21 protein-coding genes are annotated in these 25,959 nt (G+C 70.5%); 5 read left to right on the forward strand and 16 right to left on the reverse strand.

Annotated features, from left to right (window positions below):
• Window positions 1–69: 69 nt before the first annotated feature.
• The 5 genes from ACRAS8_RS00485 to ACRAS8_RS00505 are packed head-to-tail and all read right to left on the reverse strand — an operon-like array spanning window position 70 to window position 5,729.
• Entirely contained in the window at window positions 70–1,155 is a 1,086-nt protein-coding gene (locus ACRAS8_RS00485) for a glycosyltransferase family 4 protein (protein WP_438483716.1), read from the reverse strand.
• Window positions 1,156–1,161: 6 nt separating this feature from the next.
• A complete protein-coding gene (locus tag ACRAS8_RS00490) occupies window positions 1,162–2,175 on the reverse strand; it encodes a formylglycine-generating enzyme family protein (RefSeq protein ID WP_438483717.1) in 1,014 nt (337 codons plus the stop codon).
• Window positions 2,176–2,182: 7 nt separating this feature from the next.
• Entirely contained in the window at window positions 2,183–3,307 is a 1,125-nt protein-coding gene (ribD, locus tag ACRAS8_RS00495) for a bifunctional diaminohydroxyphosphoribosylaminopyrimidine deaminase/5-amino-6-(5-phosphoribosylamino)uracil reductase RibD (protein WP_438483718.1), read from the reverse strand.
• Window positions 3,304–4,002 (reverse strand): GTP cyclohydrolase II RibA, encoded by a 699-nt coding sequence (ribA, locus tag ACRAS8_RS00500; RefSeq protein WP_438483719.1) that lies wholly within the window; start codon window positions 4,000–4,002, stop codon window positions 3,304–3,306. The genes ribD and ribA overlap by 4 nt, the downstream gene beginning before the upstream one ends.
• A gap of 8 nt (window positions 4,003–4,010) precedes the next feature.
• The gene (locus tag ACRAS8_RS00505) at window positions 4,011–5,729 is read right to left on the reverse strand and encodes a WD40 repeat domain-containing protein (protein ID WP_438483720.1); all 1,719 of its coding nucleotides are present in this window, start codon (window positions 5,727–5,729) and stop codon (window positions 4,011–4,013) included.
• A 525-nt stretch (window positions 5,730–6,254) separates the two neighbouring features.
• Here ACRAS8_RS00505 and ACRAS8_RS00510 point away from each other — a divergent pair.
• Both ACRAS8_RS00510 and ACRAS8_RS00515 read left to right on the forward strand, forming a co-directional pair.
• Entirely contained in the window at window positions 6,255–7,289 is a 1,035-nt protein-coding gene (locus ACRAS8_RS00510; RefSeq protein ID WP_438483721.1) for a questin oxidase family protein, read from the forward strand.
• A gap of 22 nt (window positions 7,290–7,311) precedes the next feature.
• The gene (locus ACRAS8_RS00515; RefSeq protein ID WP_438483722.1) at window positions 7,312–8,991 is read left to right on the forward strand and encodes an alpha-amylase family glycosyl hydrolase; all 1,680 of its coding nucleotides are present in this window, start codon (window positions 7,312–7,314) and stop codon (window positions 8,989–8,991) included.
• On the opposite strand, the gene ACRAS8_RS00520 is transcribed toward ACRAS8_RS00515, so the two are convergent.
• From ACRAS8_RS00520 to ACRAS8_RS00530, 3 genes are all read right to left on the reverse strand, one after another.
• Window positions 8,952–9,374 carry a nuclear transport factor 2 family protein gene (locus ACRAS8_RS00520; protein WP_438483723.1) on the reverse strand — a complete coding sequence of 141 codons (423 nt, stop codon included), beginning with the start codon at window positions 9,372–9,374 and terminating at the stop codon, window positions 8,952–8,954. The genes ACRAS8_RS00515 and ACRAS8_RS00520 overlap by 40 nt on opposite strands.
• 151 nt (window positions 9,375–9,525) lie before the next feature.
• Entirely contained in the window at window positions 9,526–9,765 is a 240-nt protein-coding gene (locus ACRAS8_RS00525; RefSeq protein ID WP_438483724.1) for a hypothetical protein, read from the reverse strand.
• Between the two features lie 103 nt (window positions 9,766–9,868).
• Window positions 9,869–11,434, reverse strand: a complete 1,566-nt coding sequence (locus ACRAS8_RS00530; protein WP_438483725.1) for a sigma-70 family RNA polymerase sigma factor — start codon at window positions 11,432–11,434, stop codon at window positions 9,869–9,871.
• Window positions 11,435–11,640: 206 nt separating this feature from the next.
• Here ACRAS8_RS00530 and ACRAS8_RS00535 point away from each other — a divergent pair, with 206 nt between their 5' ends.
• Entirely contained in the window at window positions 11,641–12,552 is a 912-nt protein-coding gene (locus tag ACRAS8_RS00535) for a CAP domain-containing protein (protein WP_438483726.1), read from the forward strand.
• Window positions 12,553–12,624: 72 nt separating this feature from the next.
• Here the strand turns inward: ACRAS8_RS00535 and ACRAS8_RS00540 are convergent, their stop codons facing one another.
• The 4 genes from ACRAS8_RS00540 to ACRAS8_RS00555 all read right to left on the reverse strand — a co-directional run bounded on the left by ACRAS8_RS00540 (window position 12,625) and on the right by ACRAS8_RS00555 (window position 18,113).
• Complete coding sequence (locus ACRAS8_RS00540) at window positions 12,625–12,783, reverse strand: hypothetical protein (RefSeq protein ID WP_438483727.1); 159 nt, start codon at window positions 12,781–12,783, stop codon at window positions 12,625–12,627.
• A gap of 285 nt (window positions 12,784–13,068) precedes the next feature.
• A complete protein-coding gene (locus ACRAS8_RS00545) occupies window positions 13,069–15,204 on the reverse strand; it encodes an outer membrane protein assembly factor BamB family protein (RefSeq protein WP_438483728.1) in 2,136 nt (711 codons plus the stop codon).
• Window positions 15,201–17,420 carry a protein kinase domain-containing protein gene (locus tag ACRAS8_RS00550; protein WP_438483729.1) on the reverse strand — a complete coding sequence of 740 codons (2,220 nt, stop codon included), beginning with the start codon at window positions 17,418–17,420 and terminating at the stop codon, window positions 15,201–15,203. Before ACRAS8_RS00550 ends, ACRAS8_RS00545 begins: the two co-directional genes overlap by 4 nt.
• Window positions 17,421–17,435: 15 nt before the next feature.
• Window positions 17,436–18,113 carry a hypothetical protein gene (locus ACRAS8_RS00555; protein WP_438483730.1) on the reverse strand — a complete coding sequence of 226 codons (678 nt, stop codon included), beginning with the start codon at window positions 18,111–18,113 and terminating at the stop codon, window positions 17,436–17,438.
• 637 nt (window positions 18,114–18,750) lie between these two features.
• On the opposite strand from ACRAS8_RS00555, the gene ACRAS8_RS00560 reads away from it, so the two are divergent.
• The gene (locus ACRAS8_RS00560) at window positions 18,751–20,139 is read left to right on the forward strand and encodes a (2,3-dihydroxybenzoyl)adenylate synthase (protein WP_438483731.1); all 1,389 of its coding nucleotides are present in this window, start codon (window positions 18,751–18,753) and stop codon (window positions 20,137–20,139) included.
• A gap of 112 nt (window positions 20,140–20,251) precedes the next feature.
• A complete protein-coding gene (locus ACRAS8_RS00565; RefSeq protein ID WP_438483732.1) occupies window positions 20,252–20,635 on the forward strand; it encodes a VOC family protein in 384 nt (127 codons plus the stop codon).
• A 267-nt stretch (window positions 20,636–20,902) separates the two neighbouring features.
• On the opposite strand, the gene ACRAS8_RS00570 is transcribed toward ACRAS8_RS00565, so the two are convergent.
• The 4 genes from ACRAS8_RS00570 to ACRAS8_RS00585 form a co-directional block, all read right to left on the reverse strand.
• A complete protein-coding gene (locus tag ACRAS8_RS00570; RefSeq protein ID WP_438483733.1) occupies window positions 20,903–22,861 on the reverse strand; it encodes a collagenase in 1,959 nt (652 codons plus the stop codon).
• A gap of 195 nt (window positions 22,862–23,056) precedes the next feature.
• The gene (locus tag ACRAS8_RS00575) at window positions 23,057–24,016 is read right to left on the reverse strand and encodes a LysR family transcriptional regulator (protein WP_438483734.1); all 960 of its coding nucleotides are present in this window, start codon (window positions 24,014–24,016) and stop codon (window positions 23,057–23,059) included.
• 282 nt (window positions 24,017–24,298) lie between these two features.
• Window positions 24,299–25,465, reverse strand: coding sequence for a GNAT family N-acetyltransferase (locus ACRAS8_RS00580; protein WP_438483735.1), 1,167 nt, complete (start codon window positions 25,463–25,465; stop codon window positions 24,299–24,301).
• Window positions 25,452–25,946: a type II toxin-antitoxin system RatA family toxin gene (locus ACRAS8_RS00585; protein ID WP_438483736.1), complete on the reverse strand. Its 495-nt coding sequence runs from the start codon at window positions 25,944–25,946 to the stop codon at window positions 25,452–25,454. The genes ACRAS8_RS00580 and ACRAS8_RS00585 overlap by 14 nt, the downstream gene beginning before the upstream one ends.
• Between the last annotated feature and the right edge of the window lie 13 nt (window positions 25,947–25,959).

The raw sequence follows: 25,959 nt of genomic DNA on the forward strand, positions 1-25,959 counted from the left end.
GGGCTCCAGGTGTGCGGTCGGGAGACTGTGGCGGGTGGGTACCGGTGTCGCGGGGGCGCGGGGGCTTCGTCACGCCTTGTCGGTGAGGGTGCGGTAGTAGGCGAGGTGGCGGTGGCCGGCGGTGGCGAAGTCGTCGCGGAGGCGTTGTGCCAGTGCGCGGTCGCCGGGCGTCGGGACGACCGGGGGCCGGTGTAGGGCGTCCCTGAGTGCGCCGGTCAGTGCCTGGACGTCGCCGGCGGGGACGAGCGTGGCGGCCGAGTAGTCGGCCAACAGCAGCGGCAGGTTGCCGGAGTCGCTGGCGAGGATGCGCCGTCCGCAGATGACGGCCTGGGCGACGGACAGCGAGAAGGGCTCTCCGTGTGCGCCCCGGTCGATGGTGGGGTGGATGACGAGGTCGCTGGCGCGGATCGCGGCCCAGCTCTGCGGGGGACGGTAGTGGGTGAAGTGCACGCGTCCCTTCTCCTGCCAGACTTCGGCCCGTTCGAGGAGGGCACGGGGGATGCCCGGGGGCCAGACGAGGTGTTGGGTTCCGGCGTGGACGAAGTGCAGCTCGGAGCCCTCGTCCAGCAGGGTCATCGACGCCTCCAGGCTCAGGTGGGAGCCCTTCCAGCGGGTCATGCGGCTGGGTTGCAGTACGGTCGGGTGTCCTTCGCCGGGGAGCCGGAACGGTTCTTCCTCCAGGGGCAGGGCGAGCGCGAGGGTGGTGACGTCGGCGTCGGGCAGCCGGTTGCGGACCTCGTCGGCGACGAAGGCTGAGTGGGTGATGACCGGCCCGGGGAGTGTGGCGAGGAACTCCCACTGTTCCGGCTGTTCGTCGATGTTGTGCAGGTCCAGGACGAGGCGACCGCGCCATCGGCGCTCCCGCAGCCGTGCCACGACGGCGGTCACGACCTCGGGTTTGTGCCACTGGGGGTTGTGCCAGTGCACGAGGTCCGCTTCCAGGCACCGTTCGGCGAGTGCGGCGGCGCGGTCGGGGGCGAAGGGCTCGGCGATGTCGAGGGCGGGGTCGTAGTCGCAGCCGGGTGACCGGCGGGTGCCGGTCACGGCCCGGACCTCGCGGGTCAGGGCGCCGAGCTGGCGGACAACGGCGTGCAGATGGGTTTCGACGCCGCCGGTGACCGGCAGTCCGGTCCAGTGGACATGGAGGATGCGCACCGCCCGTCACTCCTTTCCGGATGCCTGGGTGTCCTCGGCCAGCCGGAAGCCCATCGCGTACAGCGAGCGCGGGTAGGGGCCGTGCCGGCGCTGGCATCTGGCCAGGTCGCGGAAGCGGTTGAAGGCCCCGCCGCGGGCGATGCGGTAGGCGCCCAGTCTGCGGTACAGGTCGTCGTGGACGATTTCCCCGCCCGGGTAGGGGCCGTAGGTGCTGCTGGTGTACTCCTCGACGTTGCCGGCCATGTCCAGGGCCCCGCACCACGACCGGCCTTCGGGGAAGGCGCCGACGGGGCTGGTCATCAGCAGGCCGGTCTCCAGGGTGTTGGCCGCCTGTGCGCTGAAGGTGTCGCCCCAGGGGTGGCGCAGTCCTTCCGGTCCGGCCGCGGCGTACTCCCATTCCTGTTCGGTGGGGAGCCGGAAGCGACGGCCGGTGCGGCGGCTGAGCCAGTGCGCGTAGGCGTCGGCGCTTTCGGCCGTGACCGTGTAGACGGGGTGGTTGGCGGCGGCGGGGTCGAAGCGGCCGTAGTTCCAGTTGCTCGGCAGCTCCGGGTGGCCGGTGTTCTTGAGGAAGACCGCGAACTCCCCGTTGGTTACCGGGTACTTGGCGATGTTAAAGGCCGCGATCGGCAGCGTGTGGCGGGGGCATTCCTTCGCCACCCAGGACCGCTGCACGCCGAACTGCGCCGAGTCGGCGTGCAGTGCGTCGACCTCGCTGTCCGGTGTGCCCAGGAGCGCGCGGCCGGCGGGGACCGGCAGCATCTCCGGGGCGTCCCAGTGGATCCGCGGGTCGCCCGCGAGGGCGAGGGCGGTGCCGGCCGCCAGGCGGTGTTCGAGCGGGAGTGCCGGATCCTCGACGAGGTCGGCCAGTCGGGCGGGCGGATCGCCGGCGACCTGTGCGAAGTGTGCCAGGCGTTCCGCTCTGGGTTCCACATAGCCTTCGGGCAGCCCCATCGCCGCTCTGTCGGTGAGGGAGTTGATGTCGGCGTCGACCAGGTTGGTGTGCGCGATGTGGGACGTCACGTCGCTCCTACTTGCCGCGGGCGGTTTCCGGTTCCAGTACGGTGCGCAGGTCGTCGCCGAGCCGGCGGGCGGCGATGATGCGGAAGTTCGGCGCTGCGGCGCAGGTCGGGATGTCGAGGCCGCGCACGGCGGGCGCGCCGTCCGGTCCGAGGAGTCGGGCGGCGCTGTACCAGATGATGCGGTCCACCAGCGCCTCGCCCAGCAGGGCACCGGCCAGTGTGGCTCCGCCCTCGACGAGGAGCGACCGGATCCCCCTGTCGTACAGCGCGTGCAGGGACGCGGTGAGGAAGCGCTCCCCGGGATCGGCCGTGATCAGCTCGGCCGTGCCATGGCGCTCCTCCCCCGCGGTGCGTGTGGTGAGGATCCAGGTGGGGGCGGCGCCGTCGGAGGCGAGGCGTGCGTCGGCGGGGGTGCGCAGCCGGCGGTCGAAGACCACCCGGACCGGTTGCCGCGGCCGCGGGCGGCCGGCCGTGTCGCGGGCGGTGAGCTGGGGATCGTCGGCCAGGACCGTGGTGCTGCCGACGGCGATCGCGTCGGTCCGGTCCCGCAGCAGATGGGTGTCCCGGCGGGCCGCGGGACCGGTGATCCATCGGCTGCTTCCGTCGCGTGCCGCGATCCGCCCGTCGAGGGTGGCCGCGAGTTTCAGGGTGACGTGCGGCCGCTTGGTGACCGCGGCGGCCAGCCAGGCATGGTTGACCTCCGCGGCCTGCTCGGCCAGCAGCCCGGACCGGACCTCGACTCCGGCCCGGCGCAGCACTGCCGCGCCCTGGCCCGCCAGGGTGGGATCGGCGACGGCGTAGACGACCCGGCGGATCCCGGCGTCGAGCAGGGCCCGGGTGCAGGGGCCGGTGCGTCCCTGCCGGCTGCAGGGCTCCAGGGTGACCACGGCGGTGCCGCCCGCGGCCAGTGGCCCTGCGGCGCGCAGCGCGTGGATCTCGGCGTGCGGACCGCCGGCCTGTCGATGCCAGCCGTCGCCGGCCGGCCGGCCCTCCCGGTCGAGGATCACCGCCCCGACGACGGGGTTCGGTGCCACGGTGCCCAGCCCGCGCCGGGCCAGCGAGACCGCGCGGCGCATCGCGGCCCGCTCCCCCTGGGTGAAGGTCGGTGCGTCCTCGGACGCGTCGGCCGTCACGGTGCCCCCTGCGGCGCGACGCCCAGCGGCAGTCCGGTGAGCGGACGCGTGGTGCCCAGTGCGTCGAGGTGGCCCATCAGCCGGTCCTTGACTTCGAGATAGGACTCGTTGAAGGGGGTGCGGAAGCCTCCGAGCGGGACGCGGTCCTCGACGACGATCCCCTCGGCGGTGAGCTGTCCGACCTTGTCGGGGTTGTTCGTCATCAGCCGGACCCGGGTGATGCCCAGATGCCGCAGGCAGTCGGCGGCCGTCCGGAAGTTCCGGCCTTCCGCGGGGAAGCCGAGGGCGAGGTTGGCGCTGATGGTGTCGTGCCCGGCCGACTGCAGCGCATAGGCACGGATCTTGTTCGCCAGGCCGATGCCCCGGCCTTCCTGGCGGAGCATGTAGACGAGAACGCCGTTGGAGGACTGGACGATGGCGTTCAGGGCCGCGGACAGCTGGGGACCGCAGTCACACTTCTCGGAGCCGAGGACGTCTCCGGTGAAACAGGCACTGTGGATCCGTGCCAGCGGCGGGGCGGCGGATTCGCTCCGCGGGGCGAGGGTTCGCAGGGTGACCACTTCTTCGGTCTCCCGGCCGTCCGCCCCGACGTGTCCGAAGACCGTCAGCTGCATGAGGGTGGAGCCGACCGGGACGGGGGCACTGGCGAGGCGTGCCACAACGGTCTCCTTCGCGGTCTCCTCAGAGGGCGTCATCGGGTGGCTCACCTGCTCCGGCGGGAGTTCACGGCGGCCGGCGCGGCGATCTCGTACACGCGGCCGTCGTAGGAGGAGGCCAGGAACCGCCCGGGCGCGCCGGCCGCGGTCAGGGCCGAGATGCCGGCGGTCGTCGGCCGCTCGTCGCGCACCCACTGTCCTGAGGCGGGGTCGTAGACGGCGACCCGGCCGTGGTAGCCGCCGGTCGCGATCAGGCTGGTGTGCGGGTCGACCGCGACGCACTTGATGCTGTTGCGGTGCGGAGTCGGCACCACTGCCTGGCGTTCCCCGGACGCGGTCCAGATCCGCAGGGTCAGATCGCGGCTCACGCTGACGAACCGTCCGTCCGGTAGTGCCGCCGCGCCGTTGGCGATGCGCGCGTGTGCCTCGTCGTTGCCGGCGACGAGTGCGAGATCCGGCAGCGAGTGCCACCGTGCGGCTCCCGTGGCGCACACGCTGAAGAGCACCTCGCCCTGGATGGCCAGGCCCTTGATGGCGTTGTCCTGGATGTGGTGCTCGCCGACCAGCTTCAGCCCGGCCCCCGCCTCGTCGCGCAGCACCAGCGCCTCACCGGTGTAGGTGCCGACGACCAGTGTCTCGCCGTCCGAAGTCGCGTGCACGGCGGCGCAGTTGAGCGGGGAGCGGTGCTGGTACAGCATCGTGCCGGTGGTCGCGTCGTACAGGGCGCCGAGCTGGCCGCCGCTGACGACCGTGCCCGCGACGGGGAGGACGAAGTTGCAGCAGCTGCCGAGTTCGGCGACCGTCTCGCCGTCGCGCCGGACGGTGCCGCTGTCGCCGACCGTGAACCGCCCCAGCGGGGTGCTCGCCACCGCGTTCAGTCCGGGCGTGGGTTCCACGGCGGTCAGGTCCCAGTCACCGGTCTCCCGGTCGAAGACCGCGTAACCGGAGCCGAACGTCCCGAAGACCCAGCGGGTGGCGTCCAGTTTGGCGCAGGAACGCAGCCAGACATCGGCCGGCACCTGGCTCGTGAGGAGGTGAACGGGGTCCGCGCCCTGGTCCAGGCGCCACAGCCGCACCGTGCGGTCGTAGCTGGAGCTGAGCAGGATGCCGCCCTCGGCGTCGTAGGCGAGGCGTTTGATCCCGGCGTCGTGGACACGGTGGCGCCTGGTGCCCGACGGGTCGATCAGGATCAGTTCCCCTTCGTCGTTGCCGAGCGCGAAGCGGTCCACGCCCAGGACGGCGACGGTGTCCGTCTCGACCTCCCCGAGGTCGATGACGCTCAGTTGGGATCCGCTGACCGCGTCCCAGCGCCGTACCGTGCCGTCGTCGCTGGTGGTCACCAACTCGGTGCCGTCCCGGACCCATTCGACGGACAGGACGTCGGCCTGGTGCCCTTCCAGGCGGTGGATCAGCCGGCCGTCCAGGTCGTAGATCCGTGCGTTGTGGTCGCGCGAGGCGGTGGCCACCCGGGTTTCGTCGGGGGAGACCACGGTCATCTCCACGTCGTCCTTCTGGTCCGTGAGGACCGTGATGAGACGCAGGTCGGGGACGGACCATAAACGCGCGGAATAGTCGCTGCTGGACGTCACGACGATACGGCCGGAGGCGGAGAACCGGCATTGGTTGGCGAGATGGTCGTGGCGGGCCTCGGTGATGGCGGTGCGTGTCGTCGCATTCCAGAGAATGACCCGGTTGTCGTAGCCGGCCGTCACTACAAGATCGCCGTGAGCATCGATCCCACTGATCGGTGAGGTGTGCTTGATCATGGACTCTCCTTGTCGTCACGTGCCAGCCCGCACAAACGGACAGGGGTATGCACCCGGACGGAGCGATGACGCCACATTGGCGGTGCGGATGAAGTCCGCCGACCGAATAGTCAGTGAAGGGAAAACGAACGAACCGCCAAGCTTCTTTGAGCCGTGCGGAGATGAGAGAGCGCGGCATGAGAGCCGAGGCAGGACTTTAGTTTTGGCGAAATTCCCACGTCAACACCGCAAAGGCAACTGTCTCGTTTTCACATATCGTCACCAGTGTGCGCCGCCCCCGGAATTGAGCCAAGATCGCACCGGGCCGGCAGTCGCGGAGACCGGTCCGGCCTGCATAGACCTACGGCATACGCCGCGCGGCTGATCGTCGCGCACCCCGCTGAAATCCGTCCGTTGGTGCCCACGGGCCAAGGGCCACCGGAACTCCGGCCGCCCTGGAATCAGCCAATGTCCATCGGCCATGTTGCCCATGGGGCAGCCGCACCTCACCCTTCCATGGAGAGGAAGCGATCTTAAGGGGGCACAGTGGACGAGCTGGACGGCGCGTTGCAGTACCTCAGCGGCTCCGGACCCGAGTTCGGCCCCGGCGTCAGCAACCACGGCCCCATGGCTGCGGAGGCGCTGGGAAAACTCGGGCACACCGCGGCGATCGGAGCGTGGGTGTCCTCCTACCGGAAACTCCTCTACGACGACACCTACGGGCACTTTCACGAGATCACCCACGACAACTGGCGCCCCGCCCTGGGCAACATGCGTCTCCTCGGCGACTGGACCGAATTCTTCCGACGCGAACTCGACGGCGCCGCCTGGACCGATGTCCTGGCCCGCTGGTGGCCGCGCCTGCTGCCGGGCTTCGCGGCCGGCGGCGGGCACGGCGTCATCCGCACCGGGCACGCGGTCCGCATGCTGACCGAGGCCCACACCCCGTGGCGTATCGACGAACTCGCCCACGGGCTCGGCTATTGGGCCGCCCGCTACCAGGAACTCCCCGAGGCTCCGTCGACACCCCGCGAACGGGACCTGGCCCAGACCTGGGAGGCCGTCCCGAAACTCCGCAGCGACCAGGGCATGGGCATGATCTTCCGGATCCGCCTCGAATCGCTCTGGCTCGAACCGGACTTCGCGCCGGCCGTGGACTCCCTGCTCCCCGAGGACGACGCCGACCAGGCACTGAGCAGGCTCACCCGCGCCGCCGCCGGCAGCTATCTCACCGACGAGCACAAGACGTCCATGGCCTTCGTGCACGCGCTCACCACACCCGCGGCGGTGCGCCTGGCCCTGCCGAGCCTGCCCGCCGAGCTGCACTGGCCGAGCGTCGCGGCCGCCGTCCGGTTCTCGGCGGCCATCCGCAGCGCCTATGGCACCGGACGGCGCGAACACCATCCCGAGGAGCCGGTCCAGGACTACGTCACCCTCGCCGAACGAGCCGTGCGGAGCGAGGACCCGCATGCCATCAAATACGTGGAAGCCTGCCGGCGCGAAGACGCCCTCAGTCCCGATCCGGTATACGCCGTCGCAGCGACCGATTGGGTCCGCCGCTGCGAAACCGGCTCCTTCTGAACGCGGCTGGGATTACCGGCCGATGAACCGGCATTCCTGGTGGCACGACGCCGTGATCTACCACGTCTATCCGCGGAGTTTCCTCGACACCAACGGGGACGGCGTCGGAGACCTGTGCGGCATCAGCCGCCGGATCCCCTATCTCGCCTCCCTCGGAATCGACGCGCTATGGCTCTCGCCCTTCTTCTCCTCACCCATGGAGGATTTCGGCTACGACATCCGGGATCACACCGCCGTCGACCCCCTCTTCGGGAATGCAGCGGACTTCGACGAGCTGATCGACACCGCGCACGGCCACGGCCTGCGCATACTGATCGACTACGTGCCCAACCACACCGCCGGTGAACACCCCTGGTTCCAGGAATCGAGAAGGGGACCGGGAAGTCACCGGCGCGACTGGTACACCTGGCGAGATCCGGCACCGGACGGCGGACCGCCCAACAACTGGATCACCCTCTTCGGCGAACCCGCATGGACCCGGGACACCGAAAGCGACCAGTACTACCTGCACTCGTTCCTGCCGTCCATGCCCGACCTCAATTGGCGAAACCCGGCCGTCCGGGACGCCATGTTCGACGTGGCGCGCTACTGGCTCGACCGCGGCGTCGACGGATTCCGCGTGGACTGCGCCCCGCTCCTGGCAAAGGACCCCGAACTCCGCGACAATCCCCCCGCCGCCGCGGGAACCCTGGCCCACCACCGCCCCATGGGCGCCTACGACAGTCAGCGACACCTCAACGACCAGGGCCATCGCGATATCCACGAAATCTACCGCGACTTCCGCGCACTGCTCGACTCCTACGGCGATACGCCGGGCGAACGCATCGCCCTGGGAGAAATCCACGAATACGACTGGACCGCCTGGAGCCGCTACTTCGGCCGCGACCTCGACGAAATACACCTCCCGCTCAACTTCGGCCTGCTCCAGACACGTTGGCAGTCGCAGGCCGTGCGGGAACTCGTCCAGGCCGTCCTCGGCGCACTCCCCCACGGCGCGGTGCCGTCCTGGGTCATGGGCAGTCACGACGACCCGCGGGTCGCCTCACGCGTCGGCGCGGCACAGGCCCCCAACGCCATGATGCTGCTGCTCACCCTGCCCGGGACGGCCCTCCTCTACAACGGCGACGAACTCGGCCTGCCGGACGCCGACATCGCCCCCGCAGACATCCGAGACCCCTGGGGACTGCGCAACCCCGGCCTCAGCCGCGATCCCGCCCGCTCCCCCATGCCATGGCACGGCGGCCCGAACGCCGGATTCACCACACCAGGTACACAGCCCTGGCTTCCCCTGACGCTTCCCCCCGGAGGCACCGTGGCAGCCCAGGAAGCCGACCCCCGCTCCCTCCTCTCCCTCACCCGCGCCCTGCTGACCCTGCGCCGCAACCACCCGGCACTCGGCGCCGGCACCCTCGCATTCCTCGACGGCCCCCCGGGAGTACTGGCCTACACCCGCTCCACACCTCCGCAAACCGGTCCCGGCCGGCCCCTCATGGTCACCCTCAACCTCACCGACCGCGCGATCCACCTCGGCCGGCTTCTCGCCGACCGCCGCTGGGAGCGACACCTCACCACCACCGCCCCAGCGGCCGCCGCCAGCACCTGCTCACCCGTACTGGCCCCCGACGAAGGGGCGGTCTGGACACCGCAGCCCCCCGGCCCGCATCAGGACGGGTCGGCCACCAGCGCGCGCTCCCAGTGCTGAGTGTCGGCGTACTCGCGCATGTTGACGATCCTCCCGTCGCGAACGGTGAAGACGCCGATGTTCTTCTGCTGGTACGGCCTGCCTGTCTTGCCGGTCGCCCAGGAGTCCCACTCGACGAGCACCTGCTCGCCCTCCCCGAAGACATTGGTCACCCGCACACCGACCTCCCGCTCCGGGTCCAGGTGCGCGAAAGCGGTCGCCAGAAAACCGTCGATCACTTGCTCCCGGCCCTCCCAGGTACCGGAGATCGGCAGGTCACCGCCGTACCAGCAGCTGCCGTCCGCGGCCCAGGACTCCCGGATCACGTCCTGGTCACCGGCCGCCAGCGCGTCGAAGTAGCGCCGCACGACGTCCCTGGGCTCGGTGCTGTTCATGGTGTTCATGAGGTACTCCCCTGGCTCGTTGCCTGCTGCGGGCGGCTCCTCCGCCCGATCCACAGTCAACCCCCAGGCACCATGCCAACCAAGATTCACTCCACGAACGCACTATTCACGAACCGCGATCAATCAGTGTCCCGGTCGGGTGTCCAGGCCATCAGGCGGTGCGACCCCCGCCGCGACGGGCGGCCGGCGGCACCTCGTCGGGGAAGGCGTCGTCGAACTCCGCGCGATTGTCCTCGCCCCAGCTGACGGCGTAGCGGACGAACTGCAGACGGTCCCTCTCGCGCAGCGGCAAGTCGTGAAGATACTGCTTGAGGGACTTGCCTTCGGCCGCGGCGGCTGCGCGGACCTCCCGCATCTCGTCGTCGGTGAACGTCACATTCAGCGATGGCATGCGAGCAAGGTACCGGATTGGTACCTCACCGGTCCATGAGTGGTACCTCACCGGTCCATCGCACCCGGAGGGCCGCCCGCGGCGTCCTCGGGATGGCCGAGCTTCAGCGCGGTGCAGCGAGGTCCTGGGTCCACCAGGGGCCGCCTGAGCCGTGGGCGACGCCGATGCCGACCGCGGTGAATCTGCAGTCGAGCAGGTTGTCGCGGTGCATGGCGTCGCCCATCCAGTCACGTACCACCGCCGCGGCGCTGTCCGGGCCCCGGTCGAGGTTCTCGCCCCAGCTGCTCCACTGGTATCCGGCAGCGGTGATCCGCGCATCGGGGCCGGTGCCCTCGGGTGTGTTGTGGTCGAAGTAGTCGCGGGCGGCCATGTCGGCGGAGTGCCGTTGGGCCGCGAGGTGCAGTCTGGGGTCGATGTGGAGTGGGCCGCAACCGACTTGCGCACGCCTGTCGTTGACCAGGGCGGTGGCTTGTTCTTCCAGGTCGGGTGGGGTGGCGGTGGGGGTGGAGGAAGGCGGGGCGGAGGGCGTCGGGGTCGGCGGGGCGGTGACGGTGGTGTGCGAGGGGGTGGGGGTGGGGGTGGGAGTAGGCGTGGGAGTGGGGTGGGGCGCGGGGGTGGTGGTCGCGGATCGTTCCGCTGTGGGTGTTGCCTTGGGCGCGGGGCGGCCGTGGTCGCGGGGCGTGCCCGGGTACCACCACAGGGCGGCGAGGGCGGCCAGCGCCAGGGCCGCGCTTCCGGCGATGACCGATTTCTTGGCGACGGCCCGCTGTGAGCCGGGAGTTCGCCGCGGTGGGGTCTGCCCCGTGGAGCTGGTCGGTGGCGTCGTGGAGGAGGTCGGCGCCGTGGAGCTGGTCGGCACCGTCGTGGACGTGGTTGAGGCCGCCGCGGCAGGGGCGTGTGGGAGGGTGAGGTGTGCGGGGAGCGGGAGCATGGCGAGGCCGGCCAGCAGTCCCTCGGCGGGCAGCAGGTCGGTCCAGTGCTCGGAGCAGGCCCCGCAGTCACGCGCGTGCCTGGCTATGCGTTTGCGCCACAGAGGCGCGGGGGTGTGGTCCCAGGCAGCGGTCAGCTCCGCGAGTTGCGGGCAGGGCGGATTCCCCGCGAGGGCGCGGACGACCACGCGTCCGGTCTCCAACTGCTGCTTCATCCGCTGGACGCGGACCGCGGCGTGACGCGTCCCGCAGCCGATGGCGGCGGCGAGTTCCGGCCTGCTGATCTCGCCGGCGGCCTCCAGCCACCACAGGGACAGCAGTGAGCGGTCACCTTCGTCCAGCCAGCGGGTGGCCTCGGCCACCTCACGACGCTGGCCGGACAGTCCCAGTCGCAGGATCGTGAGGTCGACGAAGTCGGCGGAGCGGTCGGGCCGTTCCGCTGTCTGGTCCAGGCCGATCGTGGGGGCCTTGTGGGCGGCGGTCCAGCGCCGCCGTACCTGGTTCATGGCGATCGCGATCAACCAGGACCGGAAGGCCGACGGTTCCCGCAGTTCCGCCAACGACTCCAGGGCGCGCACCATGGTCTCCTGGACCACGTCGTCGACGTCCGTATGGCCGTCCAGCGCCCGGCCGACGACGTTGTAGATCAGGGGCAGGTACGCGGAGACCAGTTGCTCCCGGGCATCGTCGTCTCCCGCCCTGGCCGCCTCGACGGTCGCCGTACCGTTTTCCCACTTCACGCCTGTTCGGTCCTGTTCTTTCGCGTACACGTTCCTGGCCCCCGTGCTCAGGAGACCCGTCCGGTGCCCGGCGACAACAGAAAAACTACGCGGAAAAAAGCCGGGGAGTTTCTGTTGTCCGGGGCCGGTCCAAGGGTCTCCCCCAGTGCGGGCCGTTCACCAGGCGGACCGCGCGGACCCACACCCCAACGGAACGGAACGGAAACATGGAGCGCAACGAGGGACTTGAGCCCGGCCCGTATGAGGAGCCGACGGTCGGCAGTGGACGGCGGGCCGGCGTTCCCGCCTCCCCTCGGCGTCACGCCGCGCCGCGTCCCGGCCGCCGGTCGGGGAAGACCGGTGGCAGCCACCGCGCCGACGCCGCCCGTCCGGGCGTGAAGGTGGCGGTGCCGGCGGTGGCGGCCATGCTTGCGGTGGGCGGGACCTGCCTGGTGCTGATACGCCCCGGGTCCGACGCCGAGCAGACACTCGTGGCAGACCTGGCCGCGCCGAGGCGGCCCGCCCCGATCGCCTCCGTCACGTCGACGCCGAGCAGTACCTGGCACTCGCCGCGCCGCCACAAGCCGTCGCCCACTCCCACCGCTTCCCAACAGCAGGACGACAGGCACTCGCCGTCCCCGACGAGCTCCCCGGCGGAGCGCTCGCACACGGCTCAGAAGGCGACGCCACGCGGTCCGTCCGGAGCCGGCCGGGACACCGTCCCCGGCAGGTCCGGGGCCGCGACCGGCACCGCCGCGGAGTTCGCCCGGAAGGTGGTCGACCTGGTCAACGCCCAGCGGGCCCAGCATGGTTGTGCGCCGCTCACCGTCGATCCCCACGTACAGACCGCGGCGCAGGCGCACTCCGACGACATGGCCGCCCGCAACTACTACGCGCACGAGACCCCGGAGGGCGTCGACCCGGGCACGCGGATGACCAACGCGGGTTTCCACTGGCAGAGCTGGGCCGAGAACATCTTCAAGAGCCCCCAGGATCCGGCCACGGCGGTGGACGGCTGGATGAAGAGCCCCGGCCACCGGGCCAACATCCTCAACTGCTCCTACAAATCCACCGGCGTGGGCGTCAACCTCTCGCCCAACGGCCCTTGGTGGACCCAGGATTTCGCAACCGGCTTCTGAAAACGTGCCGACGCCCGGCGTGCGCCGCTTCTTCCGGCGCACGCCGGGCACGATGGCCGATGGGCCGGGTCGTCAACGGATGATGACAATGACGCCGCCGTCACCACGCCATCCCCCACGGCGCCAGTAGCCGTAGTCACCGCATCCGCGGCCGCGTCCGTAGCCCCAGTCGTCGCAGTCCCAGTCCCCGCCTGTCTTGCGGTTGCGGGGGAAGAACACCTTGAAGGTCATCTTCGCCTCCTGTGATCGAGCCTCGCCACAGCTTTCCGGATCGTCTTCCGGTGGCGATTCAGTGCGTTCGCGAGGTTCGCCGTGGGAGGTTCGCCCGGCTGGAACGCCTGGCTGCGGCGTAGTCGACACTACGTCGCCCCCGCATCCCAAACAAGAAGTTTTGTGAAAATTCAGGAAAAGGTACGTTATTGACCGTATCCTTCGCACGCTGAGGGTAGTCGATCAGTGACCTGACGCACTCGGACAGCTGGCATCAGCGCCTCCTCCGCGCCTCCGCCGCATCTGCTACGCGTCGGGTACCGAGAAGCAGAAGAGCCTGCCGGACGAGCTGGCGAAGAAGCGGCCGTCGGCGGGGAACGGCGACCAGGAGCCGGAGCCACCGGTGACCGGGTAGTGCCAGACCTGCCGGCCGGTCTCGGCGTGGAATCCGTACAGGCCCTGCGGCCCGGCGGCGAGGAAGAGGTTACCTGCCGCGCCCAGGAACTGCAGGGTGCCGAGGCCGGAGCCGGCCGTCCAACGGGCCGCCCCGGTGTGGGCGTCGACGGCGTGCAGGACCTTGTCTAGATAGCAGACGGTCGCGCCGGACCGGTCGTAGCCGCGGTTTCCCCGGGCGGCGGTCCGCACGCTCCACAGGGTCCGTCCGGTCGCGGGATCGAAGGCCGCGAGCAACCCGCTGGTCGCGCCGTTGGCGCCGGTGCCCGGGTAGCAGAAGAGCACGTCGTCGTACAGCCGGAGAGAGCCTTCGTACATGAGGAACTGGCTGTTGGTGGGCGGCAGTTGGGTGGTCTTGCGCCAGAGCGTCCGGCCGTCGGCGGGGTTGAGGGCGAGCAGGTTCATCCCGCCGTCGAGGGCGTAGAGCACCTTGGCCTTGGGCGGTGGTGGGTAAAGGGCGACGAGGTCCCTGGACCACAGCCGGGCTCCGGTGTCCGGGGCCAGGGCGGTGTATCCGTTGAGGGTCGCGGTGGTGGAGGTCGTCGCGGCGCGGCCCCAGACGATCAGCTGGTCCGCCCGGGTGGTACCCACGGCCGCGAGTCCGCCGGTGAGCTGGGACTTCCAGCGCAGCCGGCCGGTCGACGCGTCCAGGCATTGGAAACGCCCGGTGTTGTCCATGGTCACCACCAGTGAGCCGTTGGCGAACTCCAGGTGGGGCGCGCCCGTTCCGGTCGGGGGCGCGGCCCACAGCGGCTTTCCGGAGCGGACGTCGACGGCGTGGACCTTTCCGTCGGTGCGTACGGTGTAGACGCGTTGGTCGTCGGCGAGGGCGGCGGTGTTCTGGCCGCTGAGGTCCTTCCACAGGAGTGTGCCGGTGGTGCGGTCGAAGCAGGCTCCCGAGGTCTTGCCGGCGCACAGCAGCGTGGACGGGGTCATCGCCCGCAGCGCCATGTCCGGCTGTGGGAGGTCGGCGGTCCAGGCGAGTTCGGGGGTGGCGGGCGGGTCCTCGTCGCGCGAGCGGAGCAGCAGGAGGGTGCCTGCGGTGGCGGCCGCGGCGAGTACCGCGCCGCCCGCCAGTATCCGGCGTCGGCTGGGCAGCGCGGCGCGCACCTCGTGGTGGAAACTGCGTTCGGACTCGGCCACCTGGAGCTCGACCGCGCCCAGCCAGCCTGTGGTGTGGGTCGGGCGCAGCCACTGCTGCAGCTGGGCGATGGTGGGGCGCCTGGCCGGGTCCTTGTCCAGACAGGCGGTGACGGTGCCGAGCAGGCCGTGCGGGACGCCGTCCAGCTCGGGCGGCTCGTGGGTGGCGCGGTAGAGCAGGGCGTGGACCGCGCCGGTGCCGAAGGGCGGGTTGCCGGTGGCGGCGTAGGCGAGTACGGCGCCCAGGGCGAACACATCGCTGGCAGGCGCGAGTTGGGCCCCGGTGGACTGCTCGGGCGACATGAAGCCGGGCGAGCCGATGATCTGGCCCTGCGCGGTGAGTGCGGTGCCGTCGATGGCCCGGCTGATGCCGAAGTCGATGACGCGGGGCCCGTCGAAGGTGAGCAGGATGTTGGACGGCTTGAGGTCGCGGTGGATCAGTCCCGCGCGGTGGATGGCGGCCAGTGCTTCGGCCAGGCCCGCGCCGAGCACGCGCAGGGTGGTCTCGGGCATGGGTCCGTGTGTCTCGATGGCGTCGTCCAGTGCGGGGCCGGGGATGTAGGCGGTGGCCAGCCAGGGCTGTGCCCCTTCGGCGTCGGCATCGACGACGGGCGCGGTGAAGGCGCCGCCGACGGCGCGGGCCGCGTCCACCTCGGCCTTGAAGCGCCGTCGGAAATCGGGATCGGCGCTCAGCTCGGGGCGTACGACCTTGAGGGCGACGGCGCGGCCGCTGCGGGATGCGGCCAGGTAGACGCGGCCCATGCCGCCGGCGCCCAGTTCCCGGATCAGCCGGTACGGCCCGATGTGTGGGGCGGGGGCGGTGGCGGGCCGCGTGGTCGGCGTCGTCATCGGGGGGTGCTCCGGAAGGCGTAGAGGGTGGTGTCGGAGGCGGCGTAGAGAGTGGTGTCGGTGGTCTGCACCCGCCAGGCGGTGCTCTTGTTCCTGGTTGCGGCGCCGGAGTCCTGGTGTGCCCAGAGGACCTTGCCGTCGGTCGCGCGCAGGACGACGAAGCCCGGGGTGACGGCGCTGAACAGCGGGTATGCCAGCAGGGACGAGGAGACGGCGGGGCCTGGGTCGGTTGCGCCGGCGGGGGCCAGGGACAGCGGGCTCGCGGTGTGCCACAGCTGTTCGCCGGTGCGGGTGTCGAGGGCGAAGAGGGTGCCTTGGCCGTCCACGACGTAGGCCGATGTGCCCAGGACGGTGGTGGGGTTGAGGGTGGTCGGCTCGTCGACGGCGGTCCACAGTCTGCGGCCGTCGGCCGCGCTGAATGCCTGCACCTTGGTGCTGGTGACGAGCAGTGCGTTGCCGTCGGTGGCCAGGTGCGGGTAGTCGCCGGGTCTGGCGACGTCCCGGACCGTCCAGCGCACTCTGCCGGTCCGCAGGTCCAGGCCGTGGAGGGTGCCGGCGTCGTGCAGGAAGCAGCGGCGCCCGTCGGAGTGGGCCCGGAAGTCGCTGCCGGCCGCCTTGCGGGACCACAGCACCTTCCCCGTGGCGAGGTCCACGGCGCACACGCCGTAGCCGTGGTCGCTGCTGGTGCCCAGAAGGGCGACCGAACCGGCGGTGCAGAAGACGTCGTGGATGTGGGCGGGAAAGCTGCTGCCCGCCTCCGGCCGGGTCACCGCGTGGCTGAACTTCAGTACGCCGTTGCCGTCCAGGCCGAGCAGGTAGCCGTGGTCGCCCCAGGCACTGGCGTAGAGCGTCGGGCCCTGGACGCCGAGCCATTCGGGCCTGCCGTTGGCGCCGGAGGGCAGGCGGGGCGCGGCCGTCCAGCGCTCCTTGCCAGTGGTGGTGTCGTAGCCGATCGCCGTGGTCTGGTCCCAGCGCACGAGGGTGGGTCCGAGCAGCCGCAGCTGTCCGTTCTGCAGCTTCCGCAGCGGGCGCGCCCACTGCGGCGCCGGGCCCGTGGGGACCTTGGTGGCGGGCCGGATCGTGGCGCCCGTGCCCCGAACCGGGGTGTGGTCGGGCTTCGGCCCCCACCCCGCCAGGGCGGCGGTGCCCGCGGCCGCCGCGGCGCTGCCGCCGGCCACGGCGAGCCACAGGAAGCGGCGGCGGCTCGGCTCGCTCGGGGCCGCGGTCTCCAGCGGGGCGTCGGGCAGCGGGGGTGCGGCCGCCAGGACGGCGGCGTGTGCCTGGCGCACGGCGAGGTCCCCCCGCAGGCCCGGGGTGAGCAGGGCGGAGGGCTCGGCGGGGCCCAGCGCGGACAGCACTTCGGTGGCGGGCGGCCGCTGGCCGAGGTGCTTGTCCAGGCAGGCCGCCACCAGGGGACGCAGCGGGGCGGGCAGGCCGGTCAACTGGGGCGGGGCGTGCACGACCCGGTAGAGGACCTCGGTGGGGGTGCCGGCTCCGAAGGGCCCCTGCCCGGTGGCCGCGAAGGCCAGGAGGCAGCCGAGGGAGAAGACGTCGGCCGGCGGACCGGCGTCGTGACTGGAGACGAGCTGTTCGGGAGCCATGAAGCCGGGCGTTCCCATCACGGTGCCCGTCCGGGTCAGCTGGGTGGCGTCCACGGCCCGGCTGATGCCGAAGTCGATGACGCGGGGACCGTCGTCGGCGACGAGCACGTTGCCTGGTTTGAGGTCGCGGTGGACGACGCCGGCCGCATGGATGGCGAGCAGCGCCTCCGCGAGGCCCGTGCCCAGCGCCCGCAGGGCCGGCTCCGGCAGCACACCGAAGCGGCGTATGACGTCGTGCAGGGACGGTGCGGGGATGTAGGCGGTGGCCAGCCAGGGTTGGGGCGCGTCGGCGTCCGCGTCGAGCACCGGCGGGGTGAAGAAGCCGCTGACCCTGCGGGCGGCGTCGGCCTCGCGCCGGAAGCGCCCGCGGAAGGCCGGCAGCTCGGCGTACTCGGGCCGGATGACCTTCAGCGCGACCAGGCGCGAGCCGGGTGATCTGGCCAGGTAGACGCGGCCCATGCCGCCCTCGCCGAGGAGTTGGAAGACCTCGTAGGGGCCGATGCGGCCCGGGCCCTGCTGTGGCGGGCCCGGGCGGTGCGGGTGCGGGAGGGTGGTGTGCGGAGGGGTCTGCCGCGGCGTCGCGTCGCCGCCGCGGCCGTGCCGGGGTACGTCCACTGCGTCGCGGCGGGGTCAGCCGAGGGAGCCGAGCACGTCACGGGCGGCAGTGATGACGGCGTCCTCGGCCTGCTGCTCGTTCACACCGGAGCGGCCGGTGTCGTAGCTGTAGCTCACGGTGTACGAGGCGTTGCCCGAGCGGACGATCACTGTTGCCTCGGCCAGGCGCATCGGATCCTTGTCGACGCTGTGGACGACGTGCGCCTCGTCGCCGATGCCGCTGACCGGCCGGGAGTCGGTGATCTTGCGTACGTTGCCCAAGGCGGTGAGCGCGGTCTTCTTGTGCATGTCGTAGAGGCCCTTCGCGCCCGGGCTGACCGAGAGGTTCACCTTCAGGTCCAGATACGCGCCGCCCGAGCCGAAGGGCGTTCTCCAGCTCGGCATCCTGGTGATCATCGCCGCCATGGTGGCGTTGTCGAACTGCGACGGCTTGCACTCGGTGCCGGGCGCGATGCGGGCGAGGGTGGACGTCTTGATCAGCTGACAGCCTTCGGGGACCTTGGTGTAGGTCTTCCCCTCGGACGCCCCGGGCCCCGCCTCGGGCGACGTGCCGGCTCCGCCCGAGGCGGCCGGCGGCTTCCCCGCGGCGTCGCTCGCGCCCTCACCCCCCGATGTCGCGATGACCACGCCGACGAGCGCGGCCACGGCCAGCGCGGCGCCGCCGATCAGCCACGGCCGGGCACTGCCACGCATCCGCCCCGCGCCCGGGGCGCCGTCGTGCGCCGGCGTCGGCAGACCGGGCTGCGACCACGCCGAGGGCGTCCCCGGCGGCCGGCCGGGGACCGGAGGCGGTGCCTGGCCCGGCACGGGCGGCACTGCCTGGCCCGGGGCAGGGGCCTGGGCCGCGGGTCCCCGGCCCGGCGCTCCCTGCTGGAGGGGCTGGGTGGGGCGGCTTTGGCCGAAACCCACTCGGGGGTCCGGCGGTGACATCTCACTCACGGGGCAACTCGCTTTTGTCCGTTCGGTCTTCGCCGCCGGGACGCCACAGACAAGTCCCCTGCACCCACGTCCCATGCACCGGACCCTGGGCAGGCGCACCCGAGGACCCGAAGCGGCGTCCCGGAGCCTTTCGCGAGGCGATGTAATGCCGATGAAATCCTGATTATGCCGATGAAATCCCGCTGCAGTGCGGAACCCATGGTCATCGGCGGTCATTGGACTTTCCCATTGGACTTTCCGCCGAGGGGATTCGGCGTCCATGGTCGGGAAAGCGCATTGCGTATGAGGGCGTTGAGAGGTTGGACTGCCTTGGGACTGCCGTGGTACTGCCGTGGGACTTCCAGATCCGGGCAGCGGAACGAAGCGAAATCAAGGCGGTGGAAGGAAACGAATGACAACCATGCTCGACGGCTGCACACCCTGGCCCGAGGTGTTCGTCGACCGCTACTGGGCGGTCGGGCACTGGCGGGGCAACACGCTCGACAACCTGCTGCGCGGCTGGGCCCTGGAGTACGGACCGCGGACCGCGCTCGTGCACGGTGGCACCCGTCTCACCTACGCGAACCTGAACCGGCGGGTGGACCGCATGGCCGCCGGACTCCGGCTGCGTGGCCTCCGCCCCGGCCAACGGGTCGTCGTCCAGCTCCCGAACGTTCCGGAGTTCGTCCTTGCCGTGTTCGCGCTGATGCGTGCCGGCGCGGTCCCCGTGCTCTGCCCGGTCACGCATCATGCGGCCGAGGTGTCCCACGTCGTGCGGGTCACCGAGGCCGTCGGCTACGTCGGCCCCTCGACGTACCAGGGCTACGACCACACCGCGATGGCCGCGGACATCGCCGCTCAAGGTCCCTTCCTGCGCCGGGTGTTCACCCTTGAGGATCCGGATCCGGGCGCCGCCTCCCCGTTCGGCGGCGGCCTCTCGACCGACCCGTCGGGCTGCCACTACTTCCCGCTGGGGTCGATCGACGCCCCGCCCGAGCGGGCACCTGTGCAGAGCGCCGACCAGGTGGCGTTCTTCCTGCTCTCCGGCGATACGACCACGGCGCCCAAGCTCGTTCCGCGCACCCACAACGACTACGCCTACCAGGCACGGGCCGCCGCCGAGCTGGTGTCGCTCACCGAGAACGACGTGTATCTCGCCGCGCTGCCCGCCGCGTTCACCTTCGCCCTCGGCGGCCCCGGTATCGTCGGCACCCTCTCCGTCGGCGGCACCGTCGTCCTGGCCGAGGACCCGGAACCCACCGCATGCCTGGCGGTCATCCAACGGGAACGGGTCACCATCACGTCAGTCGAGTCCGCCGTCGCCCGGCACTGGCTCGATGTACTTCCCACCAGCCAGGCCGACTTGAGCAGTCTGCGCCTCGTGCAGATCGGCGGCGCACCCCTGGACCGGGCGACCGCCGAACGCGTCGTCGGCCCCGAACCGGGCTGTCGTCTCCAGCAGGTCTTCGGCAGGGCCGAAGGACTGCTCACTCTCACCCGACCCGCCGACCCGGACGAAACCGTGCTCACCACACAGGGTCGTCCGCTCTCGCCCGACGACGAGATCCGCATTGTCGACGTCGACGGCAAGGACGTGCCCGACGGGGAGCCCGGCGAACTCCTCGCCCGCGGTCCGTACACCGTCCGGGGCTACTACCGGGCGCCCGACCACAACGCACGCTCCTTCACCGCCGACGGCTACTTCCGCACCGGCGCGCTCGCACGGCGCACCCCGGACGGCAGCCTGGTGGTGACCGGTCGCATCGAGCACGCCCCGCGCCACACCGACCGCGGCGCATGAGACCTCGCGACCTAGGTCCGACGGCCGATGCGGCGAGCGCGATCGCCACGTACCGTCATTGGCGCAGTCAGCACACGCCCCTTACACCTCTTACCCAGTCAAGGAGCGCGAGATGCCCATCAACCTGGATCACACCGTCATCAACAGCAGTGACCGCTTTGCCGCCGCTCGCTTCTTCTCCGAGCTCATCGACGGTCCGGAGCCGGAGGTGAACGGGCCCTTCGCCGCGATCCGCCTGGACAACGGCGTCACGCTCGACTACGCCGACCACATCGTGCCGCGCGATGCGATCGTGATGCAGCACTTCGCCTACCACGTCTCCGACGAGGAGTTCGACGCGATCCATGCCCGCGTGGTGGAGAAGAAGCTCGATTTCTGGGCCGATCCCTACCACAAGCGTTCCGGCGAGCTGAACAACATGCACGGCGGCCGCGGCTTCTACGTCAACGACCCCGATGGCCACAACCTGGAGTTCTTCACGCGTACCGCGGCCTGACCGCTTCCGACGGTGCCGCAGCAGTAGTTGGTGAGCGTTCCCGTGACGATGACCGTGTCGCGGCCGCGGGGCGCCGCAGCCGGTGACCGCGGCGATACGAGGTTCTCCCACGCCCCCACATCACTCCCCCACGACATCCGAGGCTCCCGGCACACCCGCCCGGCCGGTGCCGAGGGCCATGCCAGGAGCCTCGCTTCTGGTGCTCACGGTTCTGTGGTTGTCCTGCGTGCGGGGCGGTGCTCGGTACCGCTCAGTGCGACGCTGTCGTCATCGTGCCTGCTGGGCTTTGCAGGCGCCGGAGGCGCATGCCGTGAGCCAGGTGTCGAAGTCGTCGTCGTAGCGGGTGCCGATGTCGTTGTTGTAGACGGCGTAGCCGCCCGCGTAGTCGCCGGTCCTGAAGTGCCCCAGCATGTTTGCGATGTCGTCGGGGTGCTTCTCGAACATGTAGCGGACCGCGAGGTAGCCCCAGGGGTAGGTGCGGGTCACGTCGCTGTTGGCGTAGGTGCTCTGGAAGAGCGTGCTCAGCTTGTAGGTGTGCTTGCCCGCTTCGGTGACCGCCTCGGTGTCGGTGACCTTGCGGTAGCTGTAGGAGACGTACTCGGCCAGTCCCTCGATCCACCAGACGTCCGGGACCGTGGTCTGCTGGTTGAAGTCGCCCTTCATGTCGTCGCGGGCGTCGAGGTAGTGGGTGTACTCGTGGTTGAGGTTCCAGATCCCGGCCGGGAAGCCGTCGTCGGGGCCCTTCTGGTACTCGATGGACATCGGCTGGTTGTCGGGCTTGGTCGGGTCCCCGACGAGTGTGATGCCGCCGTTGTTGGTGTCGACGCCGTAGATCGCCCCGGCGTAGGTCTGGTAGTCCTCGCGGCTGCTGAACACGACGATCTGGATGGTCGACTCGTACTGGTTGGGAATCGGCCCGTTGTCCTTCACGAGGTTGTGGAAGAACGGGTCCTGGCCCAGGAGGCTGCTGCAGGCGGCGTCGAGGTCGGCCGCGTTCAGTGCCTGTGCCCTGATGGTGTGCGTCTTGTCGCAGGAGTGGGTGACCGGCAGTGCCGCCTTGGTGAGTTGGTCGGCCAGGTCGCACACTCCGTAGTACGAGCAGTTGCCCTTGTCATAGGAGTCGGCCTGGGAGGCGACCGTGACCCACAGGGGCGCGGTCGGGCCGGTGATCTTCGAGGCGTCCAGCAGGCCCTTCATCAGCGGGCGTACCTTGTCCTGGAGCGGCTGGTGCTCGACGTAACGGCCCACGTTCATACCGGCGTTGGAGTCCAGGTAGGACTTGTCGGTGCCGAGCAGCTCCAGGTGGTCCCGGGCGAACGAGTCGAGCGTGTCGATGATGCTCGGGTCGGCCGTGACCGCCTTGACGTAGTCCTTGTTCCAGTTCCCGCGCCAGAGCGGGGTGTAGACGTCGTTGACGGCGGCCAGCATGCTGGGTATGGCGTCGTAGGAGCTGTTGTAGCCCGTCAGTACCTGCTTGTAGACGTTCAGGTAGCGGCCCTGCTCGTTGGCGCTGTCGGAGAGGATGAGCACCTCACCGAGGACATCGCCGTTGCCCGCGGACACGTCCTTGGAGTGGGCGTTGGCGAAGAAGGCGTCCAGGCCGCCCTCAGTGGCCGTGGCCAGGTCCTTGCCGTATGGGCCGACGTCGGAGGGGTGGTTGGACTGCACGTAGTAGCCGGCCCGCAGGAAGAGCACCAGCTGCCACACCTTTGCGGAGTTGTCGCCGGGATACGACGCTGCCCCGTCCTTGAAGGCGTTGGCTATGGTGACCATCTGCTCCTCACGGAACACATCGTGCGCGTCCTTGCCGGTGACCGAGAAGAGGGTGTTGATGCAGTCCGTCGATGCGTCCTTGACGGCCGTGACCAGCTCGTCCCCGGTCCGGCCGCCGAAGTCGCCCGGGGCGCAGGAGGCCGGGGCGGGGTGCTTCTTGCCCTTGTGCTCCGCCGCCGCAGTCGAAGAAGTGGGGGGATTCTTCGCGCTGAGCGGGCGGAGCTGGGCGGGACTGAGCGGGCGGCCCTGCACCGCCGGACGTTCGTTCGCGGCGGTGAGCGGGCCGGTCGGCGGCGGTTTCGGGTGAGTTGTGGCGCGCGGCCCGGTCGTGGACGTGGGGGCGTCCGCCGGTGAGGGTGTGGCCAGCGCCGGCGTCGCCACGAGACTGGCGATCGTCGCGCAGGCGGCCAGGCCGCCGACCACACATCTGGGCCAGGTGAAGCGATAGCGCATCCCTGCTCCTTTGTGGACAGATGCGCCTCGGGAGGTTGAGGCGTGATCGGCACCTTCTCAGGCGCTCCGGCCGCCGACAATGAGGTGTGACATAGCACATGGGACTGGCCCGCCATAACATCTCCCACGGCCGAACTCGGCCGCGCCGCCCGGCGGCAGGCCCGCGCGGCCCTCGACAACCGGCCCGCGCCGCCCTTACGGCCTGGCCACGCTCCAGGTCCGCGAGGCCCAGGTCCGCAGATGCGGCGACTGGGCGATGAGCGCGCGGTACGCGGAGGAGGCCGAGCCGACGAGGGTGTCCGCGATCTCGTCGGCGACGCTCCCCCGCCGCCAGGCCAGTACGTAGCGGCACCACAGCGGTGTGCCGATCAGCGGTTTGACGACGACACCGGAGATCGGCCGGAGCGTCGCCTGTACGACCGCGACCCCCAGGCCCTCGGCGATCATGCTCTGCAACTGCAGCTGATCGCCGAGGAATTCATGGACCGCGGCCGGGGTGAAGCCCGCCGACTCACAGGCCGCGTAGAACACTCCCGGCCAGCCGGCCCCGTCGTCCGGCGTCACGAACCAGGCGCTGTCGGCCAGATCCGCGAGCCCCACCTCCACACTGTGCCTGAGCCGGTGCCGGGCCGACAGGGCGACGAAGGACGGCTCGGTGACGATGCCCCGGTGCGCGACCGCGGCCGAGTGTCGCAGCTCCAGCCCGGGATAGTCGGCGGCGATCGCCGCGTCCACCGCGCCGTCCTCCAGGAGTTGGACGATCTCCGAGGACGGGTAGACGCTGCTGACCGTGAGCGCGACATCGGGCAGCCGGCTCCGCAGCCGGACGACCATCCCGGACAGCACCGGGGAGTTGGTCGCCGCCAGACGGAGCGGCCGGCGTGTCGCGGCAGCGCTGCCGGCCGGACGGCGCCCTATCGCATCCGCGCGGGCCAGCACGTCGCGGGCCTGCCCCAGCACCTCCGCGCCGTACGGGGTCAACTCGACGCCCGACATGGTGCGTTCGAACAGCGGTGTACCGAAATGCCGCTCTATGCGCCGGAGTTGGGTACTCATCGCCGGCTGCGAGTAGCCCAGTTCGGACGCGGCCCGGCCCACGCTTCCGGCATCGGCGATCGCGCACAGCACTCTGAGGTGCCGAAGCTCCAGCTCCACGTCCCCACTCCTCCCGTTCGGCCGGCGCATGACGCGGACGCCGCGCGCAGCGGGCACATCGTGCACGAGGCGTGGGCCGTACCGTGCGTTTTTTCGTGCCCCATGCGTCCGGCGCGGGGCCGGACCGTCCAGGCGGAATTATTGGCGATCTCTTGCGCAGGGCAAGTACGTGGGGGCGGGGCGAGCCATACGGGCGTCGCCGCGTTCCGCCCCGAGACGCCCCTCCCCAGGGCGCGTCCGATGAGTCAGGGGCGACCCCGGCCGCGACCCATCGGACACGCCCTAACCGCGGGACGCGTCCTGTTCGCGCTCTCCGGACCGGTTGAGCGCCATCGGGAACACGTACCTCAGGATCGTCCTGCACACCGGGTTGCTGTGCGTCACGGCATGTTCGAACGGGACGAGGTGGCAGCCCATCTTGTGTTTCGCCTCATAGGCGGTCTGGGTGAGGTTGATGTCGGCCATTCCCATCCGAATCGCCTCGTCGATGCCGCGGTAGTAGGTGACCTGGTAGAGGCGCAGTTCCCGCGAGCAGTCGTAGTCGATGCCGATCCGGATGGCCACCGCGTTCTTCTCCCCGAACAGGCAGACCAGGAACCCCACCAGGCGGTCCTTCTCCCAGACGGTGACCGCCTTGGCCGAAATCCTCGGGTCGGTGGAGAGCAGGGAGAAGAATTCCGGTGTCCACACGTCCAGCCGGCTCTCCGCATGCTCGAGCACCGCCTCGTAGAGCGGCATCATGGCCGGTACGAGATCGTCGAATCGCTCGCGCACCTCCATGGTCACGTCGTCGTGCTCGGAGAACCTCGCCAGATTGCGCCGGGCGGTGCTCCGGTTGTTCCTGGACAGGGTGGCGACGTATTCCTCGAAAGTCGTGGCGGGCAGGGAGACATGGGCGTCGGGCAGCCCGGGGGCCCGGAAGTATCCGGCTCTGCGCAGTGCCGGGTCCAGCCACTCCAGGTCCGCCTGGGGAAAGTCCTTGAAAACGGTCCACCGTGTGCCCATCGAGGCGGAGAGTCGGCGCACCGCTTCGACCAGGAGGTGTGGCGCGGATTCATCGAGTGTGTCCGCGCGCAGGACCCTCCCCTCTCCCAGGAGGTGTCCGCACAGCAGGAGTCCGATACGCAGCGGTCTGCCCATGATGCGGTGCAGCGGCCGCAGCGCTCGCCGGCCCTCTTTTCCCAGTGCGTCTTCGAGCGCCAGTGCGCGGTAGACGCAGGTCGGCAGAACGGCCCTGATCTGCTGCCCGTTTCGGAGCACGAGGTATCGATAGGCGTCCGGGCCGATTCCGGTCCGTTCCATGGCCTGGAACAACGCGTACGCGTAGATCGGGTCGTCGGGCGGTGCGAGTTCCCGCCACACTTCCGGCGGGATCTCGGAGACGCTGTCGACCACCTCGACCTGCCAGGGGGCCGGTGAGCCCACTACCGTGCTCTCAGGGCTGACCACCGCCACCCTCCAAGGGTTCGGCGGCCAGGTCCTGGCATTCGGTGACCTCTGCGGTCGGTCCGAAAACCCCGTGCATCATCTTGGTCACGGTGTCCGTCATGGCCCGGCCGGCGACGGGCTCCAGGAGGTCCGCCATGCCGGGTACCCCGAGGTCGAAGCGGGCGCCGAACCGGAGCGCGCTCCCGTCCGGGAGCGGCGTGATCGACCAGTCACCGGCCAGGGCGAGCAGGTCGCCGTCGATGAGTTCGAAGTCGATCCGCAGGCGCGGCTCGTCCAGGCGGTCCCGTTCCCGCCACTTGAGGATTCCGCCGGCGAAGTCGACTTCCCAGGTGGAGATCCGGTCGTGGTCCGGGCCGTCCTCAAGGGAGACGGAGTGCACCACATCGGAATGCCGTGGAAAGCTGGCGAAATCCGAGAGTGAGTCGAATACCTTCCGCGGCTGTGCACCGGGAATGTGAAAGGCAACGCGGACCTCGCGCACTGCGCCCCCAAAT

The organism is Streptomyces sp. S186, from assembly GCF_051603415.1.
GTDB lineage: Bacteria > Actinomycetota > Actinomycetes > Streptomycetales > Streptomycetaceae > Streptomyces.